The following is a 26,546-nucleotide window of genomic DNA, read 5'->3' as shown; positions in this document are numbered from 1 at the left end:
AGTATGCAATGGACAAAAACGCTTGAAAAATAAATTTTAAAAAAAGTATTGCAAGTTCAAATTGTCCTGTGGTATACTCATTCTTGTCGCCAAGAAAGACAACTTGTTATTAAGGCCCGTTGGTCAAGGGGTTAAGACACCTCCCTTTCACGGAGGTAACAGGGGTTCGAATCCCCTACGGGTCATATCTTCACTACCTCATTAGATCTACATTTTCGATGAGTAATCCTCAAAGTCATTGCTCTTATAGACAAGAATGAAGCATGGCACATCCGGTGAAGTTTACAGCAAGAGCCATTAGCTCAGTTGGTAGAGCACCTGACTTTTAATCAGGGTGTCGAAGGTTCGAGCCCTTCATGGCTCACCATTTTTACAATTGAATATGCGGTCGTGGTGGAATGGCAGACACGCTATCTTGAGGGGGTAGTGGGTGTATACCCGTGGAGGTTCGAGTCCTCTCGACCGCATCACAGCAACAACATAAGATAGACTTCTATGATCATTCATGGGAGTCTATCTTTGTGTTATACGATATACCTCATCCTGTTCCGGGCATATAAAGGCTGAGCATTCAGGAATAATGTGGTATAATTCAAGCAGATGAGTTGATTATTACGGTTGGAAGGCGGTTCTTGTATGCAGTCGATCTATGAGCGAATTGAACACCTGATTGCCGAACGAGGAATGACCAAGAAGGCTTTCTGCCAACAGCTGAAGATTAGCACAGGCAATCTGGGTGATTGGAAACGTGGCAAGTCTATTCCGAGTACGAATAAATTAATTGAAATTGCTTCGTTTTTTGATGTGAGCCTCGACTGGCTCATGATTGGACGTCCATCGAAGGAAGCGATGGTTCGGGAAAAACGGGAGGATTATTTTTTTGACGTTTTGCGGCAATTGAATTGCCAAGAAAGTGAATTATCGACTGTGGAACAGTCTTTTATCAGCGAATATATTGAGTTCACCCGTTACCGCAAATCGAAGGAAAGCAAGGATGCAGGCGACTATCGCTATAAACCTGAGAACAAATCAGAGAACGATTCTGAGGAAAACGAAGCGTAAGTGATATGAGCATCATCCATAGACTGAATGTACAAAAACCTCTGGACTAATCCGAACACACTCGGAGACAGTTCAGAGGTTTTTGTATTAACCATGCATGCTTCATGCCCTTATTTACGAAAGACAAGAGTTTCTTTGCCCAGCAGATGGGGGCGGAGTGTGTTCCAGATCTGAAGACATCGCTCCTGAAGTTCCCAGGCTGCCATGCCAAGGAGTCGAACGCCGATGCCTCCGGTTGCCAGCAAACTTGCACCTGCGAGCATCCGTCCATCTGGTGGCAGCGCGGATCTGACTTGCTCCAACTCCGCAGTACCAAGCCCCGGTGCGATCATCCACAACGCAGCGGTATGGGTATAGTGAAGGAGAGACGCGGAGTGTTTGGGATCATCGGTATCGGGTTCAAGTCCGAATCGATCCCAGACAGCCAGTTGTTCACCTTGCCATATCTCCGTCAAGCTGCGGTAACGCTCGAATTGGAACGCTTCTCCCCGATGAATCCGTCCGGCAGACCAGATATCTGCATAGGCCAGGATCGCCTGTTCTTCCAGCTCAAAGGTTACAGCGAGCGAAGAAGAACTTCCCTTGAAGGGAATGACGCATTCAGGAAAATATTCCAGCGTGGCCCCTTTTCCCAACCGAAAGTGATGATTAACGGATGAAGGAATGGAAGGTGTGGGATGAAGTCTGGTAGCAGATGTGCTGCTCAGCATGACATGGGTGCCTTCCCCTAATTCCCACTCGGAATGATAATGATCCCCGTTAAGGACTCCGGGCGAGACGTCTGACGTGTACACACATAATTCGGTTCCGCCTCCGGGAGGTCGAAAGGATCGGCTAAACCGGAGCGGTGCGCTGTAATAACGATCAGTCATGACAGTCCGGTCGCCTTGAAAGGCAAAGGTGGCCCGAAGCTCGCTGCGGCGTGTGACGGGCGCACCTGCACTTTCATTCCCATTTATCTCTGTTCCCGTGGGAACAGAAGATGAATTAATGCGAGTGAGTGCCATGTTCATGGCTGTGTGAATGCAGATGTGCAGCGGAAGCATCGTCATCCATATATTGATGTTCAAGCCAGTGGACAATCTCGGATATACCTTCACCGCTCATTAGATTAGACATGACATAAGGGCGGCCTTCGCGTACCCGTTCGGTATCATTTTTCATAACTTCCAGGCTTGCACCAACGTAAGGGGCGAGGTCTGTTTTGTTGATTAACAGCAGATCTGAACGCGTGATGCCAGGACCGCCTTTGCGAGGAAGTTTCTCCCCTTGGGCAACGTCGATAATGTAGATGAACACATCGGCCAGTTCCGGACTGAAGGCAGCAGAGAGATTGTCGCCGCCACTCTCGATGAAGATTAGTTGCAGATCCGGGAAACGTTCAATCAACTCATCAACCGCTTCGAAATTCATGGAGGCATCCTCACGAATAGCCGTGTGCGGGCATCCGCCTGTCTCTACTCCGATAATACGCTCTGGTGCCAGTGCATTCTGACGCAGCAAGATTTCGGCATCTTCCTTGGTATAAATGTCATTCGTGATGACAGCAAGGCTGTAACGTGTACGCAGTGCCTTGGACAGCTTCTCCACAAGGGCTGTTTTACCTGAACCTACCGGTCCACCAATTCCAATTCGCATCGGACGACTCCGATCAAATGCCTTACGTTCCCACTCCGGATGATGCGTATGATTAGCTCCTCCACACATAACAATTCCTCCTTGGTTATATAAAAGTTGATGTTAAGACATAAACAGCCGCGCGGGTAAGGTCTCATGCCGCATGGCGTAGATTTCCTGGGCGATTCCGAAGCTGTGCATATCTTCCGGGTCATTTTCCCGAATGAGCGCCCATTCCGTTTCGATATCATCAAGCAGTTTCTGAATCAACATCTGCGCTTCGGTTTGCCCGATGGGCAGCAGGCGAAGTGCGCTGTTCACATAAGCGTTCACCGAGGTATACAGATGCCCGGTAACGGCTTCATCCAATTCAATCTCCAATTGATAGTTGATATAACCGTGAATGGTCGTGATGCCGCAATACGCGCCGTATTCCCGGATAGCCTCATCAATCAGGGAAAAGTCCATCCATGGATAGAGTGAACGGGCCAGCTTGAGCAGTCGTTTTCCCATTTTGTGGCCGCTTTCCCTGAGTTCCCGAGGGGAGCGCTGGGCGTGGACACGTTTGTCATACAGGGCAAGTAGAGCGGCATCTTGTTGTTTTATCGCCTGATAGACGCCTTTGATGGCAAGACCATCTAGTCGTACAAGACTGGAGTGAAGCTGGCTGCGAATAAACTGTTCAAGCTGCGCGGTATTTTGCACGGTGCCATCATGCGTGTAAGCTTCCAGACCGAAGGAATGGGAGAAACCACCGATGGGCAGGGCTGAATCCAGCAGCTGAACATAACGGAGTAGCTTCGTGCCACTATTCATCATGAGTGCCCCCTTATCAGCTAATCCGTATTCCTATCAAAACATAAAGTACCGCTGTGCCATAGGCAACTCGTCTGCGGGTTCACAGGTGAGTAGCTCGCCGTCGGCGCGTACCTCGTAGGTTTCGGGATCGACTTCAATAACGGGGGTGACGTCGTTATGAATCATGTCTTTTTTGCTGACCGAGCGACAGCCTTTAACGGGTTCAACCCGCTTTTTCAAGCCCAATGACTCTTTGATTCCTGCATCTGCTGCGGCTTGGGAGACAAAGGTGATCGATCCGCTGGCAATGGCGCTACCATAAGCTCCGAACATCGGTCTGCCAAATACCGGCTGAGGTGTCGGGATGGACGCATTGGGATCACCCATCTGGGCGAATGTAATCATGCCACCCTTGATGACAATCTCGGGTTTAACACCGAAGTAAGCCGGTTTCCATATGATTAGATCTGCCAGTTTGCCAACTTCCACCGAACCGACGAGATGACCGATTCCGTGTGCGATAGCTGGATTGATGGTGTACTTGGCCACATATCGCTTGATCCGATCGTTATCGGAGGGGGAATTCGGGTTGAGCTCAAGTTTGCCACGCTGTTTTTTCATTTTGTCGGCTGTCTGCCAGGTGCGGATAATGACTTCGCCCACTCGGCCCATGGCTTGAGAATCGGAACTGATGATGCTGAACACGCCAAGATCATGCAAAATATCTTCGGCTGCGATGGTTTCGGGACGAATCCGCGAATCGGCGAAAGCCACATCTTCCGGGATGGAAGGGTCCAGGTGATGACACACCATCAACATATCGAGATGCTCTTCTACGGTGTTGCGTGTGTACGGTCGTGTTGGGTTGGTTGATGAGGGGATAACGTAGGACTCCCCAGCGGCCCGGATAATATCCGGTGCGTGTCCGCCACCAGCGCCTTCCGTATGGTACGTGTGGATCGTCCGGCCGTTGATTGCAGCCAGGGTGTTTTCGAGAAATCCGGTTTCGTTCAATGTATCGGTATGGATAGCCACTTGAACATCATGTTCCCCGGCGGCAGTCAGACAAGCGTCGATAGCGCTCGGGGTAGTGCCCCAATCTTCATGCAGCTTCAGGCCGATTACACCCGCTTCAATCTGTTCAATTAAAGGTGCGGTACTGGAACTGTTGCCTTTGCCAAGGTAACCGATGTTCATGGGAAAAGCCTCTGCCGATTCTAACATCCGGTGGATGTGCCAGGCTCCTGGTGTGCAGGTGGTGGCTTTGGTTCCTGTTGCTGGTCCTGTTCCGCCACCGATCATGGTCGTGACCCCGGAAGATAACGCAGTCTGAATCTGCTGTGGGCAGATGAAATGAATATGGGTATCAATACCGCCAGCAGTTACAATCATGCCTTCACCGGCGATGATTTCGGTGGAAGCACCGATGACCAGTGCGGGATGAACACCATCCATTGTATCCGGGTTACCGGATTTGCCAATGGCGCAGATATGACCATCTCGAATGCCGATATCCGCTTTTACAATGCCCCAATGATCGATAATGATAGCGTTGGTGATAACAGTATCAGGAGTGCCGTCACTTCGCAGAGCAGTAGTAGACTGGCCCATTCCGTCGCGGATAACTTTGCCGCCCCCGAACTTGCTCTCATCTCCGTATACGGCATAATCATGTTCAATCTCTGCCCATAGTTCGGTATCCGCAAGTCTTACGGCATCACCGGTTGTCGGTCCGAACATGGACGCGTATTGTTCACGGCTCATTCGTCTCATGAAGGTTCACCTCCATCTGGTATGGGAGGGGAGAACGTCTTCAGGAATGCCTCCAGTTTCACTGGATCGGGGGCTTGATCCGCAGAGCCTTCGGTTAATCCGTTGAACCCGTGAATTTGGCGTTTGCCGCCAAAGGTCGTGAGTTCAACAGGTTTCTCTTCACCGGGTTCGAAGCGAACTGCGGTGCCTGCCGGAATGTGCAGGCGATGTCCAAAAGCTGAGGTGCGATCAAAGTCCAGTGCTGCATTAACTTCATAGAAGTGAACGTGAGAGCCGACCTGGACGGGGCGGTCGCCGCGGTTAAGGACAATGAGTCGTAGGGTTAAACGATCCGGATGACAGATGATGTCGTCATCTGGCTTCAAACGGTATTCACCAGGAATCATGGTTTCTCCTGCCTTTCTCAGCGTATAGGTTCATGTACGGTAACCAGTTTTGTACCGTCAGGAAATGTGGCTTCTACCTGTACTTCAGGAATCATATCGGGAACACCATCCATACAGTCTTCACGTGTCAGGATGGTGCCTCCGTATCTCATTAATTCGGCAACACTCATTCCATCCCGTGCTCGTTCCATCAGTTCGGAGGTCAACAAGGCGATGGCTTCGGGAACATTCAACTTGAGTCCGCGTGCTCTTCGTTCACGGGCGAGGTTAGCGGCCACGGTAATCAGGAGTTTTTCCTTTTCCTGCTCAGTCCAGTGCAAGGCAATCCGACCTTTCGCTTATAATGTCTGATATGTTCATGGATCATATTGTATGTTAAATATACTCACACAGGGTGAATCCTTTGTCAATAAGCTTCAAGGCATATTAGCAGTATGCATGAAACGAGTAGGCATGAAATAAAATTATGTAAGCTATATTGACATGAAGAGAGGAACCCTCCATAATTTGGATCAACGAACATTTCGGACGCAAATGACCTTAATGTTCGTCAATAGACTAAAAAAAGGGAGTGTAGGCTATTGAAGAAGAGGTCGGTCAAGTTATGGAGTATTTTGCTGGGTGCGGTCATTGTGATGACAGGATGTGTGGAGGGCACTGCACCGCCTGAAGCTTCGGGTTCAGGTGGTACAGGAGAGCCGGCTGCATCCGGTGATACGATTAAAGTTGGCATTCTTCACTCTCTCAGCGGAACGATGGCGATCAGTGAAGTATCTGTTAAAGATGCGGAGATGCTTGCCATTGAAGAGATCAACGCCGCGGGCGGAGTTTTGGGTAAACAGATCGAGCCTGTAATTGAGGATGGAGCTTCGGATTGGCCTACTTTTGCGGAGAAGGCTGGGAAGTTACTGCAACAAGATAAGGTAGCTGCTGTATTTGGTGGATGGACCTCTGCAAGTCGGAAGGCTATGCTCCCGGTGTTTGAACAGAATAAAGGTTTATTGTTTTACCCGGTGCAATATGAGGGATTGGAATCGTCGCCAAATATTTTTTATACAGGAGCAACAACCAATCAGCAGATCGTTCCATCCGTAACCTGGTTACTGGAGAACAGGGGCAAGACGTTTTATCTGCTCGGTTCAGATTATGTATTCCCAAAAACGGCCAATCAGGTCATTAAGGCACAACTCGCAGCAGAGGGCGGCGAAGTGGTGGGTGAGGAGTACACACCGCTGGGTCATACCGATTACAGTACCATCATTAGCAAAATCAAAGCTGCGAAGCCGGATATTGTATACAATACGCTGAACGGAGATAGCAATGTGGCCTTCTTCAAACAATTGAAGGATGCCGGAATCTCCTCGGATCAGATGACGACCCTCTCGGTAAGTGTGGCGGAGGAAGAAATCCGTGGTATTGGCGCAGACGTATTGAAAGGGCATCTGGCTTCGTGGAATTATTATCAGACAACGGATACACCTGAAAATGCTACATTTGTTGCCAAGTATAAAGAAAAATATGGGGCTGATCGAGTGACAGCTGATCCGATTGAAGCGGGATATGTGGCGGTTTATCTCTGGAAGGCGGCGGTGGAAAAAGCAGGATCAACCGACGTGGAAAAGGTGAAGGCAGCTGCCAAGGGTCTGGAGTTTGATGCCCCGGAAGGTAAGGTAACCGTGGATGGAGAGAATCAGCATATCTACAAAACCGTACGGATCGGTGAGGTGCAGGAGGATGGGCAGTTCAAGGAATTGTGGAATTCTGGTGAGCCTGTCAAGCCGGACCCTTATCTGAAAACGTATGAATGGGGAGCAACCCTCAGCGCTAAATAACATAGAAACCTCGCAATAAAACAGGCAACTCGCTTCAAAGCAGCCGAAACATAAACGAGGGTGTGACAACACATCCTCTTACCGTATCGCGGTAAAGCGTTACTGTGATGTGAAAAATGTTACTGCCGCTAATTGAATTCATGTGAAATATCGAGAGTCACGGTATGGAGGAGGGGATAGCGATGGATATGTTTATCCTGCAGATGTTCAACGGTCTGAGTATCAGTTCAATTTTGTTGTTGATTGCATTGGGGCTTGCAGTAACGTTTGGGCTGATGAATGTCATCAATATGGCTCACGGTGAACTGATCATGATTGGTGCATATGCAACGTATGTAACACAAAATCTGTTCATGTCCTATGCTCCAGCGGCGTGGTTTGGTGCCTACTTTGTTGTGGCTCTACCGATTGCGTTCATTGTAGCTGCTCTGATTGGCTGGTTGCTTGAAGTGGTGCTGATCCGGCATCTGTATGGCAGGCCGCTTGACAGTCTGCTTGCGACATGGGGTGTAGGCATGATGCTGCAACAACTGGCCCGTACGATATTCGGAGCGCCAAACGTGGGAGTATCCAGTCCGGCTTGGCTCAATGGGGGATTGGCGATCTCGGATGGTATTGTATTTCCGTATAAACGAATCTTCATTATCGCACTGGTTGCGGTTGTGCTGCTGTGTATGTATCTCTATATCTATCGAACATCTTCCGGAAGACGAATGAGGGCTGTAATGCAGAATCGGAGCATGGCGGGGTGTCTTGGGATTTCGACCCGGCGGGTGGATGGCATGACCTTTGCGATTGGTTCGGGAATTGCCGGAATTGCTGGCTGTGCATTAACGCTCATTGGTCCGATTGGTCCTTCGCTTGGTACGTATTATATTGTGGATGCGTTCATGGTCGTTGTTCTGGGTGGCGTTGGGAAATTGGTTGGAACCGTGTGTGGTGCATTGGGGATTGGTATGTTCAACACGCTGTTCGAAACCTATACCTCGGCCTCCATTGGCAAGGTGCTTGTGTTTGTATGTATCGTTGCTTTCCTGCAATGGAAACCACGCGGATTGGTCGCGATGCGCACACGGAGTCTCGATTAACGTGAAAAAGGGGGTTAGTTCATGTCGGCATTACTCAAGACTGGCAGTCTGAAAATGAGAATCATCTGGGCGGTTGTACTGATCATGATGTGTCTTGCTCCACTAATCTCCACGGAGTTTCGTCTGAGTCTGTTAGCCAAGTTTTTGGCGCTGGCAATCCTGGCCATCGGTCTCGATCTGATCTGGGGATATGGGGGTGTGCTAAGTCTTGGGCATGGGGTGTTCTTTGGTCTGGGTGGGTACGCGATGGCGATGTATCTGAAGCTTCAGGCTAGTGGAGCAACGCTTCCTGACTTCATGGGATGGAGTGGTCTCAGTGGTCTGCCGTGGTTCTGGGAACCATTTCGCTCTTTCCCGGTGGCGCTGTTATTGGGGATAGCCCTTCCGGCATTACTTGCTTTTGCCCTGGGGTGGTTTACGTTCCGTAACCGGATCACCGGTGTTTATTTTACTATCCTGACTCAAGCTTTGGTTCTTATTACGGTGACACTCTTTGTTGGTAAACAGGAATGGACGGGTGGGACAAATGGCATCACCGGATATAATTCGATCTTTGGTTTTACACTTCATTCCGCTGGAACGACGATTGCTCTCTACTATATAACGCTTGCTGTTCTGGTGATCGCTTATATGCTCTGTCGTCGAATGGTGAACAGTCGGTTCGGTCAAGTGCTCGAAGCTGCGCGTGATGGAGAGAATCGGGTGCGATTCCTCGGATATGATCCGGCAGGATATAAAACGCTGGCTTTTGCTTTTTCCGGTGCGCTTGCAGGCATCGCGGGCATGTTGTTTGTACTTCAGGTGGGTATTATCTCGCCATCAATGATGGGGATTGTGCCTTCCATTGAGATGGTCCTGTGGGTTGCGCTGGGTGGTCGCGGTACGCTTATTGGAGCGGTCATCGGAGCGGTGGTGCTGAATGCAGCCAAAACAGGCATAAGTGAGGCTTATCCCGAAGGGTGGCTGTTTGTCATTGGTGGACTCTTTGTAACGGTAGTTTTGTTCATGCCAAACGGTATTGTAGGTGTATATCGTCATATCGTTCGCTTGCTGAAGCGGAGAGGAGAGAGTGCGCATGTCCAAGTCACTCGGGAAAAACCTAAAGTCTACTGAGGAATTAGCGGTGTTGGTAGCCGAGGATATTACGGTGGCCTTTGGTGGGTTCGTTGCTGTCAAAGGCATGAATCTGAAGCTGCATGAACATGACCTGCATTTTCTGATTGGACCCAATGGTGCAGGGAAAACAACGATGCTGGATGTGATATGTGGCAAAACAAAACCCATGTCCGGCTCGGTGAAGATGGGGGATGGCACGGAATTAACACGACTGAAGGAGCACCAGATTGTTCGCAAAGGTGTGGGACGCAAATTCCAGGCGCCATCGATCTTTGCGGGTCTGACGGTACAGGAGAATCTGACACTGGCTGCGGAGACTCGCCGTTCCCCTTTGCAAGCTATCGGTATTCGTCGATATGGGAAAATGAGTGCTGCCATGGAACATGTTACCCTCCAGATTGGTCTGCAAGACCGCGTTGATGCTCGTGCAGGAGCGTTATCACATGGGGAGAAGCAGTGGCTGGAGATCGGCATGCTGCTTCTGCAGGAGCCACGGGTGTTGTTGCTGGACGAACCAGCCGCAGGCATGACGGATGAAGAAACACATAAGACCGGGCGACTTCTGCAAGAGATTGCGCGTGAGCGCTCGGTTGTGGTGGTGGAGCATGATATGGAGTTTGTGCGAGAGTTCGCAGCCAAGGTAACGGTGATGCATGAAGGAAAACTGCTGAAGGAAGGTACGATGGCGGAGGTACAGGCAGACCCGAAAGTGGCAGAAGTGTATCTGGGCAAAAGGAGGGATGACCATGCTGTCGCTGCAACGAATTGAATCCGGCTACGGGGAAAGCAATGTGCTTCGTGGTGTGAACCTGGATGTACAGCCTGGACAGGTGGTGTGTCTGATGGGCCGTAACGGTGTAGGGAAAACAACGTTGATGAAAACATTAATGGGGCTGCTCAAAACACGCAAGGGCAGTATTCAGTGGCAAAATCAGGAGTTATCCACCTTGGACACAGCCAAGCGGGCAAGGGCAGGGATTGGTTATGTACCGCAGGGGCGGGAGATTTTCCCGCAGCTTACGGTGAAAGAAAACTTATTGCTCGGTCTGGAGACAAGTGCTCCGGGAGTAAAAACGTTCCCGGAGGATGTACTGGCGATGTTTCCGGTGCTTGCGACGATGTATGGACGGCAGGGCGGGGATCTGAGTGGTGGACAGCAGCAACAGTTGGCGTTTGCCCGGGCATTGGCTTCGCGTCCGGGGTTGTTGCTACTTGATGAGCCGACAGAAGGCATCCAGCCTTCTATCGTGGAGGACATTCGGCAGGTTATTTTGCAGCTCAAGGCAAAGGGGAACCTCTCGGTTCTGCTGGTAGAGCAGAGTATTGATTTTGTACGAAGTGCCGCAGATTACATCTATATCATGGACAAAGGAACCATAACCCTGCATGGGACACCGCAAGAACTGGATATGTCGCAGTTTGAACATCATCTCTCCGTATAGTTGTAGTTAGTCGGCGAGAGGAGAAAGGTTTCAGGAACGCTTGTCCAGGATATTCGAGTATTTCGGATATAACCGCCGGATGCATTCCGGACAGATGTCATGGGTAAATTCGGCGTGGGTATGCTTCTCCAGATAACTCTCAACGGAGTTCCAGTGTTCCTCTTCGTCCTTGATTTGTTTGCAGACGGCGCAAATAGGCAGCAGTCCGCGCAATGTGCGCACTTCAGACAATGCCTTCTTCAATTGGTGTTCTGTCTTTCTCTGTTCGGTGATATCCATGTGTGCAATTAAAGCTAGATCGGTATCCAGAATTGAATTCGCATAAGATAGAGGGGTGAGTTCTACACGAAACCACCTCTTTTCGTTGTATAAAGTATACACGCAGATGTCGTATGTATGATTTCGATTAAAGGGTATTCCGCGTTCTTTCAAATTCTGTGCGACAAGTGCCATGTTAGCGTTCTTGCCTCGTTTTGCCCAGGCTTCCGTCAGATGCAGGTAATGTCTATGACTACTGTGTATATCCGGGTTTGGTGAGCATTGACCAAGCCCCTGTTGCCAGGCACGGTTACAACTTTGGATAATCCAATTGTGATCAACGATGATGAGCTGGTGACGTATGGACTGGAACGACAGCCTCTCCAGATCGGATGTAACATGTCTCATGGATAGGACCCTCCTTTGGCAGAAATCTTATCTCAGTTCATCTGGAATATCCAAAATATCAGCGACCAGGTGCCTGAATCGGGTTGCTTTGCGTGTGCCGTGAATAAGATTGGATAAACGATAGGGTGGGATGCCATGCTGTTCACAAAAGGTCTTCTGGTCCACTTGAAGTTCGGTTAGCCGTCGTTTGATGGCCCATCCGAACGGAGTAACTGGTTTTTTCTTGTTCAAAAGGGTTCACCCCTGGTTAGAATGTAGTATTCAGCCGCCCTTTCTTCATGTAGAATATATAGAAATGCGAGCTGTATGTTTCATTATATACGTAAATTCGTCATCTAACAATTAAAAAAGACGGAAAAAAGTGTATTTTGTGATGATAAATGGCGTAAATACGTAAATAAAACAAATAAAATGACAAAAAACACGTCGGCAAGGAGGTTGCCGCGTGTTTTTTAGTTTGTTTGAATGAAGGGGAGCAGGTATGAGGAGGATGAGGATTAGGCCCTGTAGGCATGAAGTCCAGCTCCAAGCATATGGAAACTGGGGAAAAACGATTTCATGGACATCGAGGTTGGCTGTGCCAGTCCATCCGCAGCCGAGGCGCTGACGGTCTTCCATTCATTCTCCAGATCTGTGGCCAGGCGGACCATCAGATCCTTGGTTGTATCATTGTTCAGGGGAATGACTTTGGAGGCTTTGGTTATGCAGGCATTCATGGCTGAATGCAGGTAACCAAGGACCGCCTCCTCGACCGGGATGTCGAGGTGGTGGTTAATCCAGGCGTGAACAGTGGAGAGGCAGCCAACCGAATCGTATTTGGCAAAGATCTGTTCAAGCTGGCTGAATTCAATCCAGGGGTGCAGAGCGCGTGCAAGTCTGATCAATCGTTTACCCATGGCGGCAGCTTGTTCTCTGAGATCTCCAGGGGTTCGCTGAACATGGACGAGCTTGTCGATCAGAGCTATCCGCCATGTATCCTTGTGATCTGCTGCGGTATAGATACCTTTGATGGCCATACCTTCAAGACGAACGATGCTGGGATGCAACTGACAACGCATGAATGATTCGAGATCTTCTGCATTACGAATGGTACCCTCCCTAATATGGATATCCATGCCGAAGGAATGGGTGAACCCTCCGACCTGAATAGAGGAATCAAGCAGTTTGACATAATCGAGCAGCTTATTCCCACGGTTCACAATCATTCGCCTCCTGTGTTCGTTAAATGTCACTTAAAGTGACATTTATATTCCTTTTTGTTTGCTTTATGTTTAAAAATCCGAATTATATGATAGTTATCATCCCATAAATGTCCGCTTTTTGTCAATAGTATCAGTGAAATTTAATGAATAGAATCTAAATCTAAATTATTGTGTTATTTTAAATAACGTGTAATGTCATATGTATGAATAGGTGAAGGAAGGACTATATATAAATGAATAAGATCAGCTCAAGCCGGAAAAGAGGGGATCAAATCTAATCATATGCATTTCATGGGTAAAGATGACGAGATTATGCGATTTTTGATGAAAATGCCTAGCTGAAAAAGTAGTATTAAAAAATACTTTACTTTTAGTTCTGAACCCGGTATAATCAATTCTGTTGCCGATTATTTACGACATGCGGTCGTGGTGGAATGGCAGACACGCTATCTTGAGGGGGTAGTGGGCGTATGCCCGTGGAGGTTCGAGTCCTCTCGACCGCATCATATGAACGATTAAAAAGAAGCTTTCCATTAATGGAAAGCTTCTTTTTTTGTCTTTTTGAAATGACATTAAAGTTGAGAAAAAAGGCCATCCATTACCGGGGCAATGGTGCTCTACCTTCCGGCTACGGGTGGCCAATGTATTATTTTTGCAGCAAGTTCTTGATATCTTCTTCAATCTTGTCCGGTGTTGTTTTGGGAGCATAACGTTTCAGTACCTGTCCGTTCTGATCCACAAGGAATTTGGTGAAATTCCATTTGATTGCTTTGGAGCCGAGCAGGCCAGGAGCTTCTGTACTAAGGTGTTGGAAAAGAGGGTGAGCGCTTGAGCCGTTCACATCAATTTTCTCAAACATAGGGAAGCTTACGCCATAATTCATCTGACAGAACTCGGCAATATCGTCGGAAGATCCTTTTTCCTGTGCAAACTGGTTGCTTGGGAAACCAAGAACTTCAAATGGAGCATCTTGAAACTTGTCTTGCAGTTCTTGCAGTCCTTTGAATTGAGGGGTAAGGCCGCATGAGCTTGCCGTATTCACGATCAGTAACACTTTGTCACGGTAGTCGGACATTTCAACTTCTTGACCGCGAAGGGTATTCACTTTGTAATCGTAGACTGTCATCTAAATCGCCTCCATTTATTTACTCTTATATCTTCTATTATATTGGTTACAATTAAATAATGCAAAACTAATATGGTGTTAAAAGAATCAAAACAGGCAAGTTGTGCTAAATACGTGAATGAATTGCGAGTTGATTTTCGTCAGAGTGAGAATTAGATAGATTTAAAGAGATGGATAGAGTATGACCTTATTGTAAGCGCTATTATATGTGAGTATTGCCGAAAATCTGTCGATTCGGTGATCTGTGCGGACTTTACACCGTCATGGCGCGGGTGTATGATTCATAACGTGATTTCAATTTAAACTAAATTGTACCTGAAAAACGAAACAAACGATAATATCGCTCGATCTTATCCTTAAGATATACGAACGATGTTTTAATCGCTGAGTTTTCATTCATTGATGAGTGGAAAACGGGGGAACCAACAGAATGCGCTGTCCAGGACAGTAGGCATTCATGGGGTGAATTTTCCGGTGACAGCCGGAAATAGGGCGACTCTCGCGCCCGAATCCGTCAGCTAACCTCGTAAGCGTTAAAGGGAGAGGCAACAAGCCGTACGCTGGTTCATGGCGTTTTCGCCATGGGTTCTTTAAGAAGCGTTCGGGAGGCCTTGGTCCCCCACGCTTCTTTTTTGTTGTCTTTTCACGCCAAGGGAGGAACAAATGATGGATACTGAGATGATCTTAGTGACTGCTCCAAATGAAGCAGGACGCAAATTTATTAAATTGCTGATGTACAAAAAAATGCCGTTTGCCGTTCTAACCAATAGTGCAGGGGAAGAGCGCAGACTCCGTAGAATCGGAGTAGAACATGTCATTCGCATGAATACGGCTGCAGCTCAAAAATGGTTTTTGCCGCAGGGCAGCGTAGGCAACGTGTTTATTTTCGAGAACAGCCTGAATCTGACCTGTCGTTATTTACAGATCTGCCGTTCATGGACATCGAAATCCCTGTGCGTCATTACGGAGCAGAGTCATCCAAAGGGCATTTATCGAGGAATGGGTGCAGACCGGATTGTGTATTCACTTAATGGAGAAGTCGGCTTTCTCCTGAATGGTTAGTGCGCTAGCTTGTTAGCTTGTGATTGCTCCGGTGTAAGGGGCCTGTTATAATTGAATATATCAATAAACGGAAATTTGAGGAGACTCATGCAGGATGGTGAGTCTTCTTTTTTATGGTTTTAAAGGTAGTTCAAAAAGTCCGCTTTTGATTACGAAGGATGCCTGGCGGCATCATCAGCATCGAATATGAAATTCAGCCGAAATGTCCGTTGCTCACGTAGTTTTCCCTACGCTCCGCTACTCCATTTCTAGCTTCATTCCATCTTCTCGGTACTGAAAACCAGACTTTTTGAACACGATTAGGATCAGGAATCACCTGTGGCTTACAAGGAGGAATTGGCGTGCCGGATGTAGGTGGATTAAAGTGGTTGTTTTTTGATGTTGGAGATACGCTGGTGGATGAATGGGAGCCGGTTGATGATATTATCGGACAATTCGTCCGCGAAGCCTGTGCATTGGGGTATCTGGTGAAGATTGAGGCGGTAAGAGAACTGTTCGCGAACTGTTATCAGAATTATGAGCAATGGCCTATGAGAGTGGCTATTCGCACATTCATTGGAGATGAGAAGCACCAGAAACAGATTCAGGACAAGCTGAAATTTCAAAAAGATCTTGAACGTCCTTTTCCTTCAGCGGATTCCGTTCTTCAGCAGTTGTCACGGCATTATCGCATTGGCATTATTGCCAATCAGAGTCCTGGAACGGAAGAGAGACTGGAAAGCTACGGGTTGCGGAAGTATGTTGATGTTCTGGCATGTTCGGCTGAAGAAGGAGTGTCCAAGCCAGACCCTGAGTTATACGCTGTGGCCTTGAAGCAGGCCGGTTGTGAACCGGGGGAAGCCGTCATGATCGGCGATCGGATCGATAACGACATTATACCTGCTCGTAAGCTGGGCATGCGTACGATTCGAATTATGCAGGGTTACGGAAGATTCCAGCCAGAACTATCGGATGACAAACGTGCGGATTGGACTGTTGATTCATTGGATCAGCTCCTGCCATTACTGATACCAAATCAGGATTAGATGGTTGTTTATTGGAGTTTGAGTTTTACTATAAAAGGAAACACCTTGCTGTATTGCAACAATAAAGGCTGATCAACTGGGGTATGCAATACCCGAGTTGATCAGCCTTTTTAGTATTTAGTCGATAAGAACGAGATTAGAATAACCGAATCGTCTGAATGATCAGATATACATTCAGCACAACGATAATCGCGGCAATGACCCATGAGATGATTTTGAGCCACAATTTGTTGGCGAATGCACCCATGCTTTTTTTATCACTCGTGAACATCACGAGAGGGATTACCGCAAAAGGTAATTGAAGAGACAGCACAACCTGACTCAAAATGAGCAGTTCTTCTGTGCCGTGTTCTCCTGCAATGGCTGTGACAATTACCGCAGGGATGATGGCAATCAGACGTGTGACCAGTCTGCGCAGCCAAGCCGGAATTCGAATGTTCAGGAAACCTTCCATAACAATCTGCCCGGCGAGTGTACCTGTAAGGGTAGAATTCTGACCTGATGCTAACAGCGCAACACCGAACAGGATACTTGCAACGGTTGTACCCAATAGAGGTGTCAGCAGATGGTAGGCATCTGCGATCTCGGCAACCTGTGTCATGCCTGCCCTGTGAAATACAGCAGCAGATACAATCAGGATGGCCGCATTGATGAACAGGGCTAGTGTCAGCGCGATTGTAGAATCCATGGTCGAGTACCGAATAGCTTCTTTTTTACCCTGTGGTGTCTGTTCGATCTGACGGGTCTGCACAATGGAAGAATGCAGGTACAGATTATGCGGCATCACGGTTGCTCCGATAATACCAATGGCGATATAGAGCATAGCCGGGTTTTGCAAAATCTCAACATTTGGTACAAAACCATGGAGAACACCGCCCATATCCGGTTTCGCCAGGAACAGGTCAATCCCAAAGCAGAGGGCAATGGTTGCCATTAGCACAATGACGAGAGTTTCCAAAGCGCGGAAGCCTTTGTTTTGCAGTACAAGAATCAGGAGTACATCAACTGCGGTGATAATCACGCCGTATAACATGGGGATGTTAAATAACAGCTTTAACGCGATGGCAGAACCTATAACCTCAGCCAGATCGGTGGCTGCAATGGCAAGCTCACATAGAATCCATAACATCATGACGACTGGCATGCTAAAACGTTCGCGACAGGCTTGAGCCAGATCCCGTCCAGTGACAATTCCTAGCTTTCCAGCCAACGATTGAAGTACAACGGCCATCAGGTTCGAGAGCAGGATGACGGATAACAAGGTATACCCGAACTGCGAGCCACCTGCGATATCTGTTGCCCAGTTACCGGGGTCCATGTAACCTACGGCAACGAGGTATCCTGGGCCTACAAAGGCGAGGAATTTCTTCCACCATGCAGCATTCTGCGGAACTTTCATGGAACTATGTGCTTCTCCAAGGGAAGGGGCCATGCCCGCAGTAGACAATGATTCTCTTGAAGGCGCGTTGAACGGATTTTTTTTACTCATACGATAATCACCTGACTTTGGAATATTGATGCGGGACAAACCGCTCATGATATATCTAAATTTTTATGTTTATTGTTACATTGTACTCCTTCAATAATTTTTGTCTAGTGCAACTTTTATGTATTAACACAAAATTTCCGGTTCTAGTTTGAAGATCCCTTCGTATATTACCCAACCTTAGGGAAAATACAGCCATGGCGTTGAAATGAATGAAAATAATAAAGTTGTAAAAGCTGATAAAGATATAAAATGCGTTTCAAAATGAGCCAGAAGTTTAAATTGTAAGGAAGGAAGTTAAAACTATATGGATAAGGGAGAGATTCTTAATGGAAGCTTTATATACAGCAGTAGCGACAGTTAAAGGTGGACGTACAGGTTCGGTGACTTCTTCGGATGGCGTGCTTAAGCATGATCTGAAAATGCCCAAAGAGCTTGGAGGTTCCGGTGGTGAAGGTACTAACCCTGAACAGCTTTTCGCCGCTGGATATGGAGCATGTTATGAAAGTGCCCTTGCCAATGTAGCACGTAAAGCAGGTGTGAAATTGGAGAATGTGGTCGTTACAAGTAACGTATCCATTGGTAAAGACCCTGCGGATGACGGTTTCCAGTTGTCTGTTCGCCTGGATGTTAGTATGCCTGGTGTGGATCACAGTCAAGCAGAAGATCTGGCCCGCAAGGCACATGATTTCTGTCCATATTCCAAAGCGACACGTGGCAACATTGATGTTGTATTAAACGTAGTCTAAGATTTGACTCCCGGCAAGTAAAGGGGAACATATAGAGCAGGGTATCCCAGATACCTGATGTTCGACTACAAGGCCCTGCTGGCAATCGGCAGGGTTTTGTGTTGATTATAATATAAGGACAGGATGCAGGAGATTAGATGCCAGATCGCGTACTATTTTACATAATTGCACTCCCACTTCATGCTACACATTCCATAAAGGGGGAACGAAGATGAGTATTGAAGAGATGATCGAGCGCCGATTTGTATGTACGAAATGCAGGGGCACGGATTGTAACATTAAGGAAGTTTCCATGTCAGGAGCTGGCCTGAGCAAGATGTTTGATATACAACATAACCACTACCTGTTTGTGGCTTGTGCTTCCTGCGGGTATGTTGAAGTATTTGATCCGGATGTTTTGAAAGGTAAAAAACAAGGGCAGGTAGGGACGATTCTGGATATTCTGTTTGGCGGGTAGACATGCGCGAGTTGACATTGAACTGAATTTTCTTTAATATAACTTAGTACTGAGTAGTGTCATTGCATGAACCAAATTTGAATTAAACAGGTGATATCCATGTCTTATAGACCGCGTATTGCAGATTTAGAATTAGCTTATGGTAACAAGGAAGACGGATTGTATGAATTCAAAATGAATTTGGTAGACGGTACAAAATGCCGTGTATTCTACTCCCGTTCTCCCGAATGGAAGATGACCAATATCAGCCGTCTGCAGAAAACGCCTTGTCCAGTATGTCGCAAAGATTTCATTTGCAAATGTATGGACCAGTGGGCAAGTGACCTGCATCAACAGATGATCGATGACCAATGGATGGAAAAGGCAGTTACGGAGTAATTGTCGGACAGATACGAGCGTGGGCACAGTGCCTGCGCTCTTTTTCTTTTATTTCCCATTAATGCGTGTTTAAAAAGAGCAGTTTTCAGTCTTTTTGAACTACATCCAGAAATAAATTTAGAATTAGTGAACAAGAAGGCCCAGATTGGGTAAGTTACTCTAACCGCAACAATAGGAGGCAGCCAATATGACAGCAAATCAAACAGATGTGCATCAGGGACATCCGATCGTACTGGTGGATGGTGTCTGTCACTTCTGCCAGGGCTTAACCAAATGGATTATCAAGCGTGACCCGGAAGGGAAATATCATTTTGCATCGCTCCAATCGGATGTAGCCAAGGAACTGCTGGCGAAGGGCAATTTGTCGACAGACAGTATGGATACCTTTGTGCTGATTGAAAATGGAAAATACTATACACGTTCAACCGCCGCACTGCGATTGGCCAAAGGTCTGAAGTTTCCTTATCCGTTGTTATATGTGTTCATTATTGTGCCTAGATTTATTCGTAATGCAGTCTATAACTGGGTTGCTCGCAACCGTTATCGCTGGTTTGGCAAGGATGAAGCGTGCATGTTGCCTACACCGGAGATCAAAGATCGATTTTTGTGAGTGTGATTAATAACGGAAATAATTGGGTAATGACTACAGATCATATCTATTTTGGGAGGAAAACAACTTGAAGAAGTGGACTACATTATTTATCGGGGCATTATTAGCAGTGAGCTTGGCAGCATGTGGTAACGATACAGATAATACGGCAACGCCGCCAGCGACTAACAACGAAACATCTAACGAGGGTAATACACCTGCGGAGCAGGAAACAAAGGTCCCAACCCTGGACGAATTGATTACCAAAACCAATGCAGCAACCAAAGAAATGAAAAGCTTCACAACTGAAGCAAATATTGATCAGAATCTGAAACTGGATGCTGGTGAACAGTCCCAGGATCAACAGGTTAAAACATCGCTCAAGATGGATATTATCAAAGATCCAATGATGATCTATCAAGAGATGAAAATGGAAATGTCGGGACAGGAAGCACAGAACGTGAAGCAGTATATCACATCGGATAAAATCTACTCTCAAGTTGGGGATCAATGGGTTGCGATTCCTGAAGCTCAAACCAAGGAACTGATTGAGCAGATGAAGGCAAGCATGAATCCGGAAGGTGAATTGGAGCAATTCAAAAAGATTGAAGAAGATACTGAAGTGACCGAAGAAGGCGACAATTATGTGATTAACGCTGACGTATCCGGTGATAATGTGAAGGAACTGGCGAAAGCCGTGATGGAGCAGAACGGATCGGATGCCCAGATGCAAGCCATGCTTGATCAGATGAATATCACCAGCATGAAGATGAAATACATGATCAACAAAGAAACCTATCTGCCTGCAAGTACGGACGTAACCATGGTCATGGAGATGGAACAGAATGGACAGAAAATGACGATGGACATGAAGATGAACAGTACATTTTCTAACCAAGATCAAGTGGAAGAGATCAAGATTCCACAAGAAGCATTGGATAGCGCGAAATAAAACATGCACCTCTGAACTAGATCTGTGTGAGCCGAGAGGTTTACCGGATTAAAATCAGGGGTGTTTTTCTGTTTAGCGGAGATTATGGTCAGGGTTCAAGGTGTTATAGTATAGTCATATTGAAGTAGAGAGGGGGATATAAAAGATGATTGAATATGCACACATCCACCATGTTAGTCTGGCTGTACGTGATCTGGAAATCGCGAAGAAGTTCTACTCGGGGTTACTAGGCATGCAGGAGATTGAACGTCCAGCCTTCCGCTCCACGGGTACATGGTACGCTATCGGCAGCCAGCAGCTTCATCTGTTACAGCACCCGGAGGGTCACACGTTACGCGAAGCTGGTATTGATACTACAGACGGTCACTTTGCGATCTGGGTCACCAGTTATTCAGGGACTATAGCCTGGCTGGAGCAGCAGGGAATTGAGTATGAAGCGAGACCTGAAAGTGTGGCTGGATTCGCACAGATTTTTGTACTTGATCCGGACCGTAACATTATTGAGTTCGATTCACCGTATAACTCTTAAGGGAAAAAGGGTTAGAATAAATCCCTTGCTCCCCCAGAAATTGTATGCTATATTATCCATACATTCATAGCACGTGACGGAAGCACCGTCCATATACTGCATACTTATGCGGTTATTGGACGGTGCTTTTTTGTGCTTTTTGACAGGGAGGGAAGGAAAATTTGATTGTACTGAAGGTTGTTCTGGTTTCAAAGGATAGAGATTACATTAGCGCCTGGCTTGATTATGTACAGGGAAATTCGTCTGGTCTTCATGTGCGTTTCACGGCATTCTCCCAAGGGGATTCGTTCAAGGATCACATGAAAGAGCAAGAAGGTCGAGAATTACCGGATCTGGTTATTGCGGAACCGGAGTTTCTGAATGACTGGCTGAATAACGGGGGAGAAGGTTCAGGTGTACCTTGGCTAATGCTTAGTGAAGGGATGGAAGAGGTGGATGAGGCCAAGCGGCTGATGAAATATCAACCTTTGCCTGCTTTGCTGGATGCTGTGATGCATGCTTGCCGGCAGCCACGCCGTAAGAAGGTTCACCATCCGGGGCAAGAGACTCTCTCCATCGGTGTAGTATCCGCTTCGGGTGGGAGTGGCAAAACGGCAGTAGCCCTGCATATGGCGAAGCAACTGGGACTTGCAGGTTATGCTGTTCTCTATCTGAATCTGGAGACGCTGGATAGTACGCTCCCGTTTCTGGAAAAGGGATTAACTAGAAGTGGGCAGCGTCAACCGGATTCGGAGACGGGATTGTCGCGCCTGTTATACGATTTGAAAGTGGGCAGAAAGGAATCCGGCAAGCAGTTACAGGTGCAATCGAAGGGCGTAGATGGATATGTGGTCCGGCATGAAGCGCTGAAATCCGATGTGTTCTGGCCATTATCGAATCGGAAAGAACTGTTGCAAATGACTCGTGAGGATACGTCGAATCTGCTTCGTTATTTAACGGATTGCGGACAGTATGACGTGCTGATTCTGGATGGGGATTCCGGTTGGGATGGGCGCAGTGAAGGGGTGCTGGATGCAGCAGATGCATTTGTCTGGCTGGTTGAGGATGATATATCTGCCATGCATCGATGGGGACAATGGTTACAGCATGCTGAGCGTACGAAGCCAGATTTGTACGAAAGTATGCTGGAGCGTTCACGCTTTGTGGTTAACAAATATCGGGACAATGTCGTCAATGCACTTCCACGCCCTGATTTGCATCTGGATGCAGTGTTGCCCTATATTCCTTCTTGGAAGCAACTCAGTCAGGAGGAAGTCATGCTTAGTTCTCCGATCTTTCAACGTGAAGTGAAGAGATTATGTGCCATGCTGGTACAAGATGGCGAAGAAGAATTGAAGCAGACGGGACGAATTCAGAAGCAGGATCGGTGGACACTATGACGGATTCATCCAATAGAATACTGGATCGTGAAGAACAGTTTCAGATGATGCGCAGGGAAGTCAGGGCTGGCCTCGATTTAACCTCTTCCGCAGGAGATGATGAATTGTGGCAGGGGATAGAACGCAAAGTTCTCACTGACCCGAAGCTGGATGATCTGACCTCAGGAGAGCGACATACGCTGGTACAGCGATTGTTTGACTCCTTTCGTGGATTGGATATTTTGCAGCCACTTGTGGATCATCCCGATATTACGGAGATTATGATCAATAGTCACAAGGAGATTTTTGTGGAGCAGGAAGGTGAAGTCAGCCAGATCACCCTTGAATTTGAGTCGAGGGAACGACTCGAGGATATTATCCAGATGATTGTGTCCGGGGTAAACCGGATTGTGAATGAGTCTTCTCCAATCGTAGATGCCCGTTTAAAGGATGGTTCGCGGGTTAATATCGTGTTGCCTCCTATTGCCTTGAAAGGCCCCACAATGACGATTCGTAAATTCCCCAGTGAACCGATGAAGATGTCCGATCTGATTGAAAAGGGAGCCCTGCATGAAGAAGCGGCAGAATTATTGCAGCAGTTGGTAAGGAGCAAATACAACATCTTCATTGGAGGTGGGACCGGATCGGGAAAAACGACCTTTCTGAACGCATTATCACAGTTCATCCCTGCCGATGAGCGGATTATTACCATTGAGGATTCGGCTGAGTTACAGATTGTCACGGTACCCAATCTGGTATCACTGGAAACGCGGAATGCAAACACTGAAGGCAAGGGACAGATATCTATTCGGGATCTGATCAAATCTTCCTTACGGATGCGTCCAAACCGGATTGTGATTGGGGAAGTCAGGGGCGCAGAAGCGCTGGATATGTTACAGGCCATGAACACTGGCCACGATGGATCATTGTCTACAGGGCACGCAAACACGATTTCCGACATGATCAGCAGACTTGAAACGATGGTGCTCAGCGGTGCGGATCTTCCGATTGTGGTTGTACGGCAGCAGATTAGTTCAGCAATCGATATTTTTGTACATCTGTCCCGGCTACGAGATCGTTCACGGCGGGTGACTGAGATTAGTGAAGTGATTGGCATGCAGGACGGTGAGGTTATGCTGAATCCACTGTTTCGTTTCCAGGAACAAGAAGAGTGTGAAGGCAAAATTATTGGCGGGTTAGTGCAGGTTGGAAAGTTGAATCAGGTGGATAAAATTCAGATGGCTGGGCTTGGGGAATGGCTAGATGAATACATAGAACAATATAGTGTTGAAACTGATTCGTCAGATAACAACGTGAATTAAAGCCATTGGAAGGTGATTACTGTTGGGTGAAGCCAGACAGATGTTGACGGATTACACCGTATATACGCTTTCCCGGAGACAACGAATGGTCTGTATGCTGATTAGTGGTCTGCTGTTTTTTGGCATCGGAATTCTGTTCTACCATCACTGGTTGGCTGGAGCGATCCTGGCTGCGGGTTGCATATGGGTACCAAAACATTGGACTAAAGTGCTGTTGGAACGAAAAAGAATGACACTCAGTTTACATTTTAAGCAAGCATTATATGCATTATCTTCGGCACTTGCCGCAGGAAAATCGGTGGAAAATGGATTCAAGGAATCCGTAGAGGATCTGCGGATGTTGAACCCGGAAGCGGATACCGATCTGATTCGTGAGTTCACGATATTGCGGACACGGATGGAGTATGGACAACCAATTGAAGAGGCACTACAGGATTTTTCGGATCGGGCGCAGATTGAAGATATTACGAACTTTGCAGATGTGTTCATTACGTGCAAACGAACTGGCGGGGATCTGGTTGAGGTTGTGCGTCGTACCTCTGCGGTGATTGGTGAGAAGTTGGACATTCAGCAGGATATTATGGTCGCGGTATCGCAGAAAAAGTTCGAATCAAAGGTGATGTTTGCCGCTCCATTTATTTTTCTGATATTCCTCAATCTGACCGCCAAGGACTTTATGGAGCCGTTATATAGCGGGATGGGGTACCTCATCTCTAGTGGAGCATTGGTAGTACTCGCCTGCTGTTATCTGTGGATTAATCGCATTATGGATATCAAAGTATAAGGAGCTGAAACGATGCTGCTTCCCGTTATAGTCGCAGGGATGCTCGGAGCGGGATGGCTGGTGCTGGATCGAACCCGGGGGCAGACCTACCGGCATCTGCGCAAGCTGGATATGGAAGGATTACGACTGAAAAAATTGCATGGTCCCTTCCTGTTTATATTGGACAAGTTCGAGATTGGACGCAGATTGCCAGTGCTCATGTTTCGAATGCAACATGCCATTCAGAAAATGTACGGCATACAGCACAGCGGAGAGAAAACGATGCTGTATTGCGCTGAAATGTTGACTTATACATGGCTCATGCTGCTGGTGGGCTGCCTGTTATCACTCGTTGGAGATATGGGCATCGGAGGTATGGTGGGTGGGCTCGCGCTCGGTGCAGCGTTGCCTTTTGCGCTCTACAAAGACCTCAATACAAAGGTGCAGCGAAGAGACCAGGATATTCTTATGGAACTGCCTGAGCTGCTGAACCGAATTGTACTGCTGGTTGGCGCAGGGGAGACCGTGCAACGTGCTATCGTTCACTGTGTCACAAGCCAGGGGGAACGGGATCATCCGCTGTACAACGAACTCAGAAAGACCGTGGGAGATTGGAATAATGGTTACTCGTTTCAACAATCATTTGAACAGTTCAGTCGCCGCTGCGGTGTACAGGAAGTGACGATTTTTACGACAACGGTGCTGCTGAATTTCCGACGTGGGGGAGGTGACTTTGTATTGGCGCTGCGGGATCTGTCACATGTGTTGTGGGAGAAACGCAAGGCTGTCAGTCGGGCGAAGGGAGAACAGGCGTCTTCCAAACTGGTGTTTCCGATGGTACTGATCTTTTTTACGATTGTGGTCATGATCGGGGCACCTGCTTTTATGATGATGAATATGTAGGAGGAATTGGGATGATGGAAGTATTGAAGAACAAGGTAAATGTATTTTGGGAGGAAGAGGACGGACTCGGCACGTTGGAGTTGATTCTGATTATCGGGGTTATTATCATTATTGCTTTGATTTTTAAAGACCAAATAACGGCACTAATCAAGTCTCTTCTTAGCAAAGTGGATACAAAAAGTAATGAATTTTTCCCGGGTTAACAGGCTGAAGAAGGAAGAAGGGAGCTTCACCGTTGAAGCCTCCCTGATCTTCCCTGTCGTGCTGTTTATTCTTGTGTTGTTGCTCTTCTTTACCATGTACATGTATCAAAAGACATTCTTGAATCAACATGCTTATGCAGCTTCCGAACGTGCAGCCTATAGCTGGGACAACAGCCACAAACAGGCGATGACGGGTGAATTTGTCGCTGGAGAACATGACAATCTGTACTGGAGACTGATGGACGATCGTATGCTTGGAGCGCTGTTTGGCTGGGCGGGAGCGGATAATCAGGTTAGCGTTTCTATACCTGCTGGTGAAGGCGGAAATCTCTCGGAACAGAAATTATCACAAGCGGTGCAACATATGCCCTCAGCTATGAAAGGAACGATTGAGTATCAGAATTCTCTGATTCAGCGGAAAATAACAACCAAGCTGGAACAAGTAATTTCTTTGCCTCTTCCTTCTTTTTTGTTCGATTCAGGTAACCGTGTCCTCACTCAAGGATCGTCCGCAGTTGTTGAACCGGTTGAATTCATTCGAACGGTAGATCTGGTCCGTTATTACGCAGCCAAGTTTAAAGGCAAAGGCGGTGCGGCGACCAGTACAGCGGCAGAAGCCGGACAGGTTGTGCAGCATTTTGGCAAAAGCAAAAAGTGAGAAA

The 26,546-nt window shown here is 47.4% G+C and carries 31 protein-coding genes, 4 tRNA genes and 1 riboswitch; of the genes, 24 read left to right on the top strand and 11 right to left on the bottom strand.

Going from position 1 to position 26,546, the window contains the following annotated elements:
• The first annotated feature begins 113 nt into the window (after positions 1–113).
• The 4 genes from AC6CIF_RS10010 (at position 114) to AC6CIF_RS09995 (ending at position 1,062) form a co-directional block, all read left to right on the top strand.
• A tRNA-Glu gene (locus AC6CIF_RS10010) sits at positions 114–185 on the top strand.
• A 106-nt stretch (positions 186–291) separates the two neighbouring features.
• Positions 292–367 (top strand) — tRNA-Lys (locus tag AC6CIF_RS10005).
• Positions 368–384: 17 nt separating this feature from the next.
• Positions 385–467, top strand: a tRNA-Leu gene (locus tag AC6CIF_RS10000).
• Between the two features lie 169 nt (positions 468–636).
• Positions 637–1,062 (top strand): helix-turn-helix domain-containing protein, encoded by a 426-nt coding sequence (locus AC6CIF_RS09995; protein ID WP_036610863.1) that lies wholly within the window; start codon positions 637–639, stop codon positions 1,060–1,062.
• Between the two features lie 110 nt (positions 1,063–1,172).
• Here AC6CIF_RS09995 and AC6CIF_RS09990 read toward each other — a convergent pair whose 3' ends face one another.
• Genes AC6CIF_RS09990 through AC6CIF_RS09965 form a run of 6 tightly spaced genes read right to left on the bottom strand, consistent with a single transcriptional unit; the run spans position 1,173 to position 5,956 of the window.
• Entirely contained in the window at positions 1,173–2,132 is a 960-nt protein-coding gene (locus tag AC6CIF_RS09990) for an urease accessory protein UreD (protein WP_498199396.1), read from the bottom strand.
• Entirely contained in the window at positions 2,050–2,769 is a 720-nt protein-coding gene (gene ureG, locus AC6CIF_RS09985; RefSeq protein ID WP_498199394.1) for an urease accessory protein UreG, read from the bottom strand. The genes AC6CIF_RS09990 and ureG overlap by 83 nt, the downstream gene beginning before the upstream one ends.
• 33 nt (positions 2,770–2,802) lie before the next feature.
• The gene (locus AC6CIF_RS09980; protein ID WP_498199392.1) at positions 2,803–3,498 is read right to left on the bottom strand and encodes an urease accessory protein UreF; all 696 of its coding nucleotides are present in this window, start codon (positions 3,496–3,498) and stop codon (positions 2,803–2,805) included.
• 33 nt (positions 3,499–3,531) lie between these two features.
• Positions 3,532–5,250 carry an urease subunit alpha gene (gene ureC / locus AC6CIF_RS09975; RefSeq protein ID WP_498199390.1) on the bottom strand — a complete coding sequence of 573 codons (1,719 nt, stop codon included), beginning with the start codon at positions 5,248–5,250 and terminating at the stop codon, positions 3,532–3,534.
• Positions 5,247–5,636, bottom strand: coding sequence for an urease subunit beta (locus tag AC6CIF_RS09970; RefSeq protein ID WP_498199388.1), 390 nt, complete (start codon positions 5,634–5,636; stop codon positions 5,247–5,249). The genes ureC and AC6CIF_RS09970 overlap by 4 nt, the downstream gene beginning before the upstream one ends.
• Before the next feature lie 17 nt (positions 5,637–5,653).
• On the bottom strand, positions 5,654–5,956 hold the full coding sequence (locus tag AC6CIF_RS09965; protein ID WP_076209470.1) for an urease subunit gamma: 303 nt from the start codon (positions 5,954–5,956) through the stop codon (positions 5,654–5,656).
• A 261-nt stretch (positions 5,957–6,217) separates the two neighbouring features.
• Between AC6CIF_RS09965 and urtA the strand changes: the two genes are divergently transcribed.
• The 5 genes from urtA to urtE all read left to right on the top strand — a co-directional run bounded on the left by urtA (position 6,218) and on the right by urtE (position 11,114).
• Positions 6,218–7,468 (top strand): urea ABC transporter substrate-binding protein, encoded by a 1,251-nt coding sequence (gene urtA / locus AC6CIF_RS09960; RefSeq protein ID WP_498199386.1) that lies wholly within the window; start codon positions 6,218–6,220, stop codon positions 7,466–7,468.
• A gap of 182 nt (positions 7,469–7,650) precedes the next feature.
• Entirely contained in the window at positions 7,651–8,556 is a 906-nt protein-coding gene (gene urtB, locus AC6CIF_RS09955; protein WP_036610830.1) for an urea ABC transporter permease subunit UrtB, read from the top strand.
• Between the two features lie 21 nt (positions 8,557–8,577).
• The gene (gene urtC, locus AC6CIF_RS09950) at positions 8,578–9,669 is read left to right on the top strand and encodes an urea ABC transporter permease subunit UrtC (RefSeq protein ID WP_076209468.1); all 1,092 of its coding nucleotides are present in this window, start codon (positions 8,578–8,580) and stop codon (positions 9,667–9,669) included.
• Positions 9,632–10,441, top strand: coding sequence for an urea ABC transporter ATP-binding protein UrtD (gene urtD / locus AC6CIF_RS09945; RefSeq protein WP_498199384.1), 810 nt, complete (start codon positions 9,632–9,634; stop codon positions 10,439–10,441). Before urtC ends, urtD begins: the two co-directional genes overlap by 38 nt.
• Entirely contained in the window at positions 10,419–11,114 is a 696-nt protein-coding gene (gene urtE, locus AC6CIF_RS09940) for an urea ABC transporter ATP-binding subunit UrtE (RefSeq protein ID WP_076209466.1), read from the top strand. Before urtD ends, urtE begins: the two co-directional genes overlap by 23 nt.
• 30 nt (positions 11,115–11,144) lie before the next feature.
• On the opposite strand, the gene AC6CIF_RS09935 is transcribed toward urtE, so the two are convergent.
• The 3 genes from AC6CIF_RS09935 to AC6CIF_RS09925 form a co-directional block, all read right to left on the bottom strand.
• A complete protein-coding gene (locus tag AC6CIF_RS09935) occupies positions 11,145–11,780 on the bottom strand; it encodes a hypothetical protein (RefSeq protein WP_498199382.1) in 636 nt (211 codons plus the stop codon).
• A 27-nt stretch (positions 11,781–11,807) separates the two neighbouring features.
• On the bottom strand, positions 11,808–12,011 hold the full coding sequence (locus AC6CIF_RS09930) for a hypothetical protein (protein ID WP_017690011.1): 204 nt from the start codon (positions 12,009–12,011) through the stop codon (positions 11,808–11,810).
• A gap of 266 nt (positions 12,012–12,277) precedes the next feature.
• On the bottom strand, positions 12,278–12,979 hold the full coding sequence (locus tag AC6CIF_RS09925) for an urease accessory protein UreF (RefSeq protein ID WP_498199380.1): 702 nt from the start codon (positions 12,977–12,979) through the stop codon (positions 12,278–12,280).
• 423 nt (positions 12,980–13,402) lie between these two features.
• On the opposite strand from AC6CIF_RS09925, the gene AC6CIF_RS09920 reads away from it, so the two are divergent.
• Positions 13,403–13,485, top strand: a tRNA-Leu gene (locus AC6CIF_RS09920).
• Positions 13,486–13,628: 143 nt separating this feature from the next.
• Here AC6CIF_RS09920 and AC6CIF_RS09915 read toward each other — a convergent pair.
• Positions 13,629–14,108, bottom strand: a complete 480-nt coding sequence (locus tag AC6CIF_RS09915; protein WP_091015296.1) for a glutathione peroxidase — start codon at positions 14,106–14,108, stop codon at positions 13,629–13,631.
• Between the two features lie 372 nt (positions 14,109–14,480).
• A riboswitch (cyclic di-AMP (ydaO/yuaA leader) is annotated at positions 14,481–14,656 on the top strand.
• Positions 14,657–14,771: 115 nt separating this feature from the next.
• On the opposite strand from AC6CIF_RS09915, the gene AC6CIF_RS09910 reads away from it, so the two are divergent.
• Both AC6CIF_RS09910 and AC6CIF_RS09905 read left to right on the top strand, forming a co-directional pair.
• A complete protein-coding gene (locus AC6CIF_RS09910) occupies positions 14,772–15,170 on the top strand; it encodes an HAD family hydrolase (RefSeq protein WP_235193755.1) in 399 nt (132 codons plus the stop codon).
• A gap of 341 nt (positions 15,171–15,511) precedes the next feature.
• On the top strand, positions 15,512–16,195 hold the full coding sequence (locus tag AC6CIF_RS09905; protein ID WP_498199378.1) for an HAD family hydrolase: 684 nt from the start codon (positions 15,512–15,514) through the stop codon (positions 16,193–16,195).
• 136 nt (positions 16,196–16,331) lie between these two features.
• Here the strand turns inward: AC6CIF_RS09905 and AC6CIF_RS09900 are convergent, their stop codons facing one another.
• Positions 16,332–17,627 (bottom strand): Nramp family divalent metal transporter, encoded by a 1,296-nt coding sequence (locus AC6CIF_RS09900; RefSeq protein ID WP_498199692.1) that lies wholly within the window; start codon positions 17,625–17,627, stop codon positions 16,332–16,334.
• A gap of 383 nt (positions 17,628–18,010) precedes the next feature.
• On the opposite strand from AC6CIF_RS09900, the gene AC6CIF_RS09895 reads away from it, so the two are divergent.
• The 12 genes from AC6CIF_RS09895 (at position 18,011) to AC6CIF_RS09840 (ending at position 26,542) form a co-directional block, all read left to right on the top strand.
• Positions 18,011–18,430: an organic hydroperoxide resistance protein gene (locus AC6CIF_RS09895; RefSeq protein ID WP_017690005.1), complete on the top strand. Its 420-nt coding sequence runs from the start codon at positions 18,011–18,013 to the stop codon at positions 18,428–18,430.
• Positions 18,431–18,641: 211 nt separating this feature from the next.
• Entirely contained in the window at positions 18,642–18,887 is a 246-nt protein-coding gene (locus AC6CIF_RS09890; RefSeq protein WP_036610816.1) for a zinc ribbon domain-containing protein, read from the top strand.
• 99 nt (positions 18,888–18,986) lie between these two features.
• Positions 18,987–19,265 carry a hypothetical protein gene (locus tag AC6CIF_RS09885; RefSeq protein ID WP_017690003.1) on the top strand — a complete coding sequence of 93 codons (279 nt, stop codon included), beginning with the start codon at positions 18,987–18,989 and terminating at the stop codon, positions 19,263–19,265.
• A 187-nt stretch (positions 19,266–19,452) separates the two neighbouring features.
• Complete coding sequence (locus AC6CIF_RS09880; RefSeq protein ID WP_076209461.1) at positions 19,453–19,875, top strand: thiol-disulfide oxidoreductase DCC family protein; 423 nt, start codon at positions 19,453–19,455, stop codon at positions 19,873–19,875.
• A 67-nt stretch (positions 19,876–19,942) separates the two neighbouring features.
• A complete protein-coding gene (locus tag AC6CIF_RS09875; protein ID WP_076209460.1) occupies positions 19,943–20,806 on the top strand; it encodes a DUF6612 family protein in 864 nt (287 codons plus the stop codon).
• Positions 20,807–20,951: 145 nt separating this feature from the next.
• Positions 20,952–21,335 carry a VOC family protein gene (locus AC6CIF_RS09870; RefSeq protein ID WP_498199376.1) on the top strand — a complete coding sequence of 128 codons (384 nt, stop codon included), beginning with the start codon at positions 20,952–20,954 and terminating at the stop codon, positions 21,333–21,335.
• A 161-nt stretch (positions 21,336–21,496) separates the two neighbouring features.
• Entirely contained in the window at positions 21,497–22,714 is a 1,218-nt protein-coding gene (locus AC6CIF_RS09865) for a nucleotide-binding protein (RefSeq protein ID WP_498199374.1), read from the top strand.
• Entirely contained in the window at positions 22,711–24,015 is a 1,305-nt protein-coding gene (locus AC6CIF_RS09860) for a TadA family conjugal transfer-associated ATPase (protein ID WP_498199691.1), read from the top strand. Before AC6CIF_RS09865 ends, AC6CIF_RS09860 begins: the two co-directional genes overlap by 4 nt.
• Positions 24,016–24,055: 40 nt before the next feature.
• Positions 24,056–24,799, top strand: coding sequence for a type II secretion system F family protein (locus AC6CIF_RS09855; protein WP_076209547.1), 744 nt, complete (start codon positions 24,056–24,058; stop codon positions 24,797–24,799).
• A 12-nt stretch (positions 24,800–24,811) separates the two neighbouring features.
• Positions 24,812–25,681, top strand: coding sequence for a type II secretion system F family protein (locus tag AC6CIF_RS09850; RefSeq protein ID WP_076209457.1), 870 nt, complete (start codon positions 24,812–24,814; stop codon positions 25,679–25,681).
• Between the two features lie 11 nt (positions 25,682–25,692).
• A complete protein-coding gene (locus AC6CIF_RS09845) occupies positions 25,693–25,884 on the top strand; it encodes a Flp1 family type IVb pilin (RefSeq protein WP_076209456.1) in 192 nt (63 codons plus the stop codon).
• Entirely contained in the window at positions 25,865–26,542 is a 678-nt protein-coding gene (locus AC6CIF_RS09840; RefSeq protein WP_498199372.1) for a TadE/TadG family type IV pilus assembly protein, read from the top strand. The genes AC6CIF_RS09845 and AC6CIF_RS09840 overlap by 20 nt, the downstream gene beginning before the upstream one ends.
• Positions 26,543–26,546: the final 4 nt, after the last annotated feature.

This window comes from Paenibacillus sp. GQ49 (genome assembly GCF_059759055.1).
This window is presented reverse-complemented; position numbering and strand designations above follow the sequence as displayed.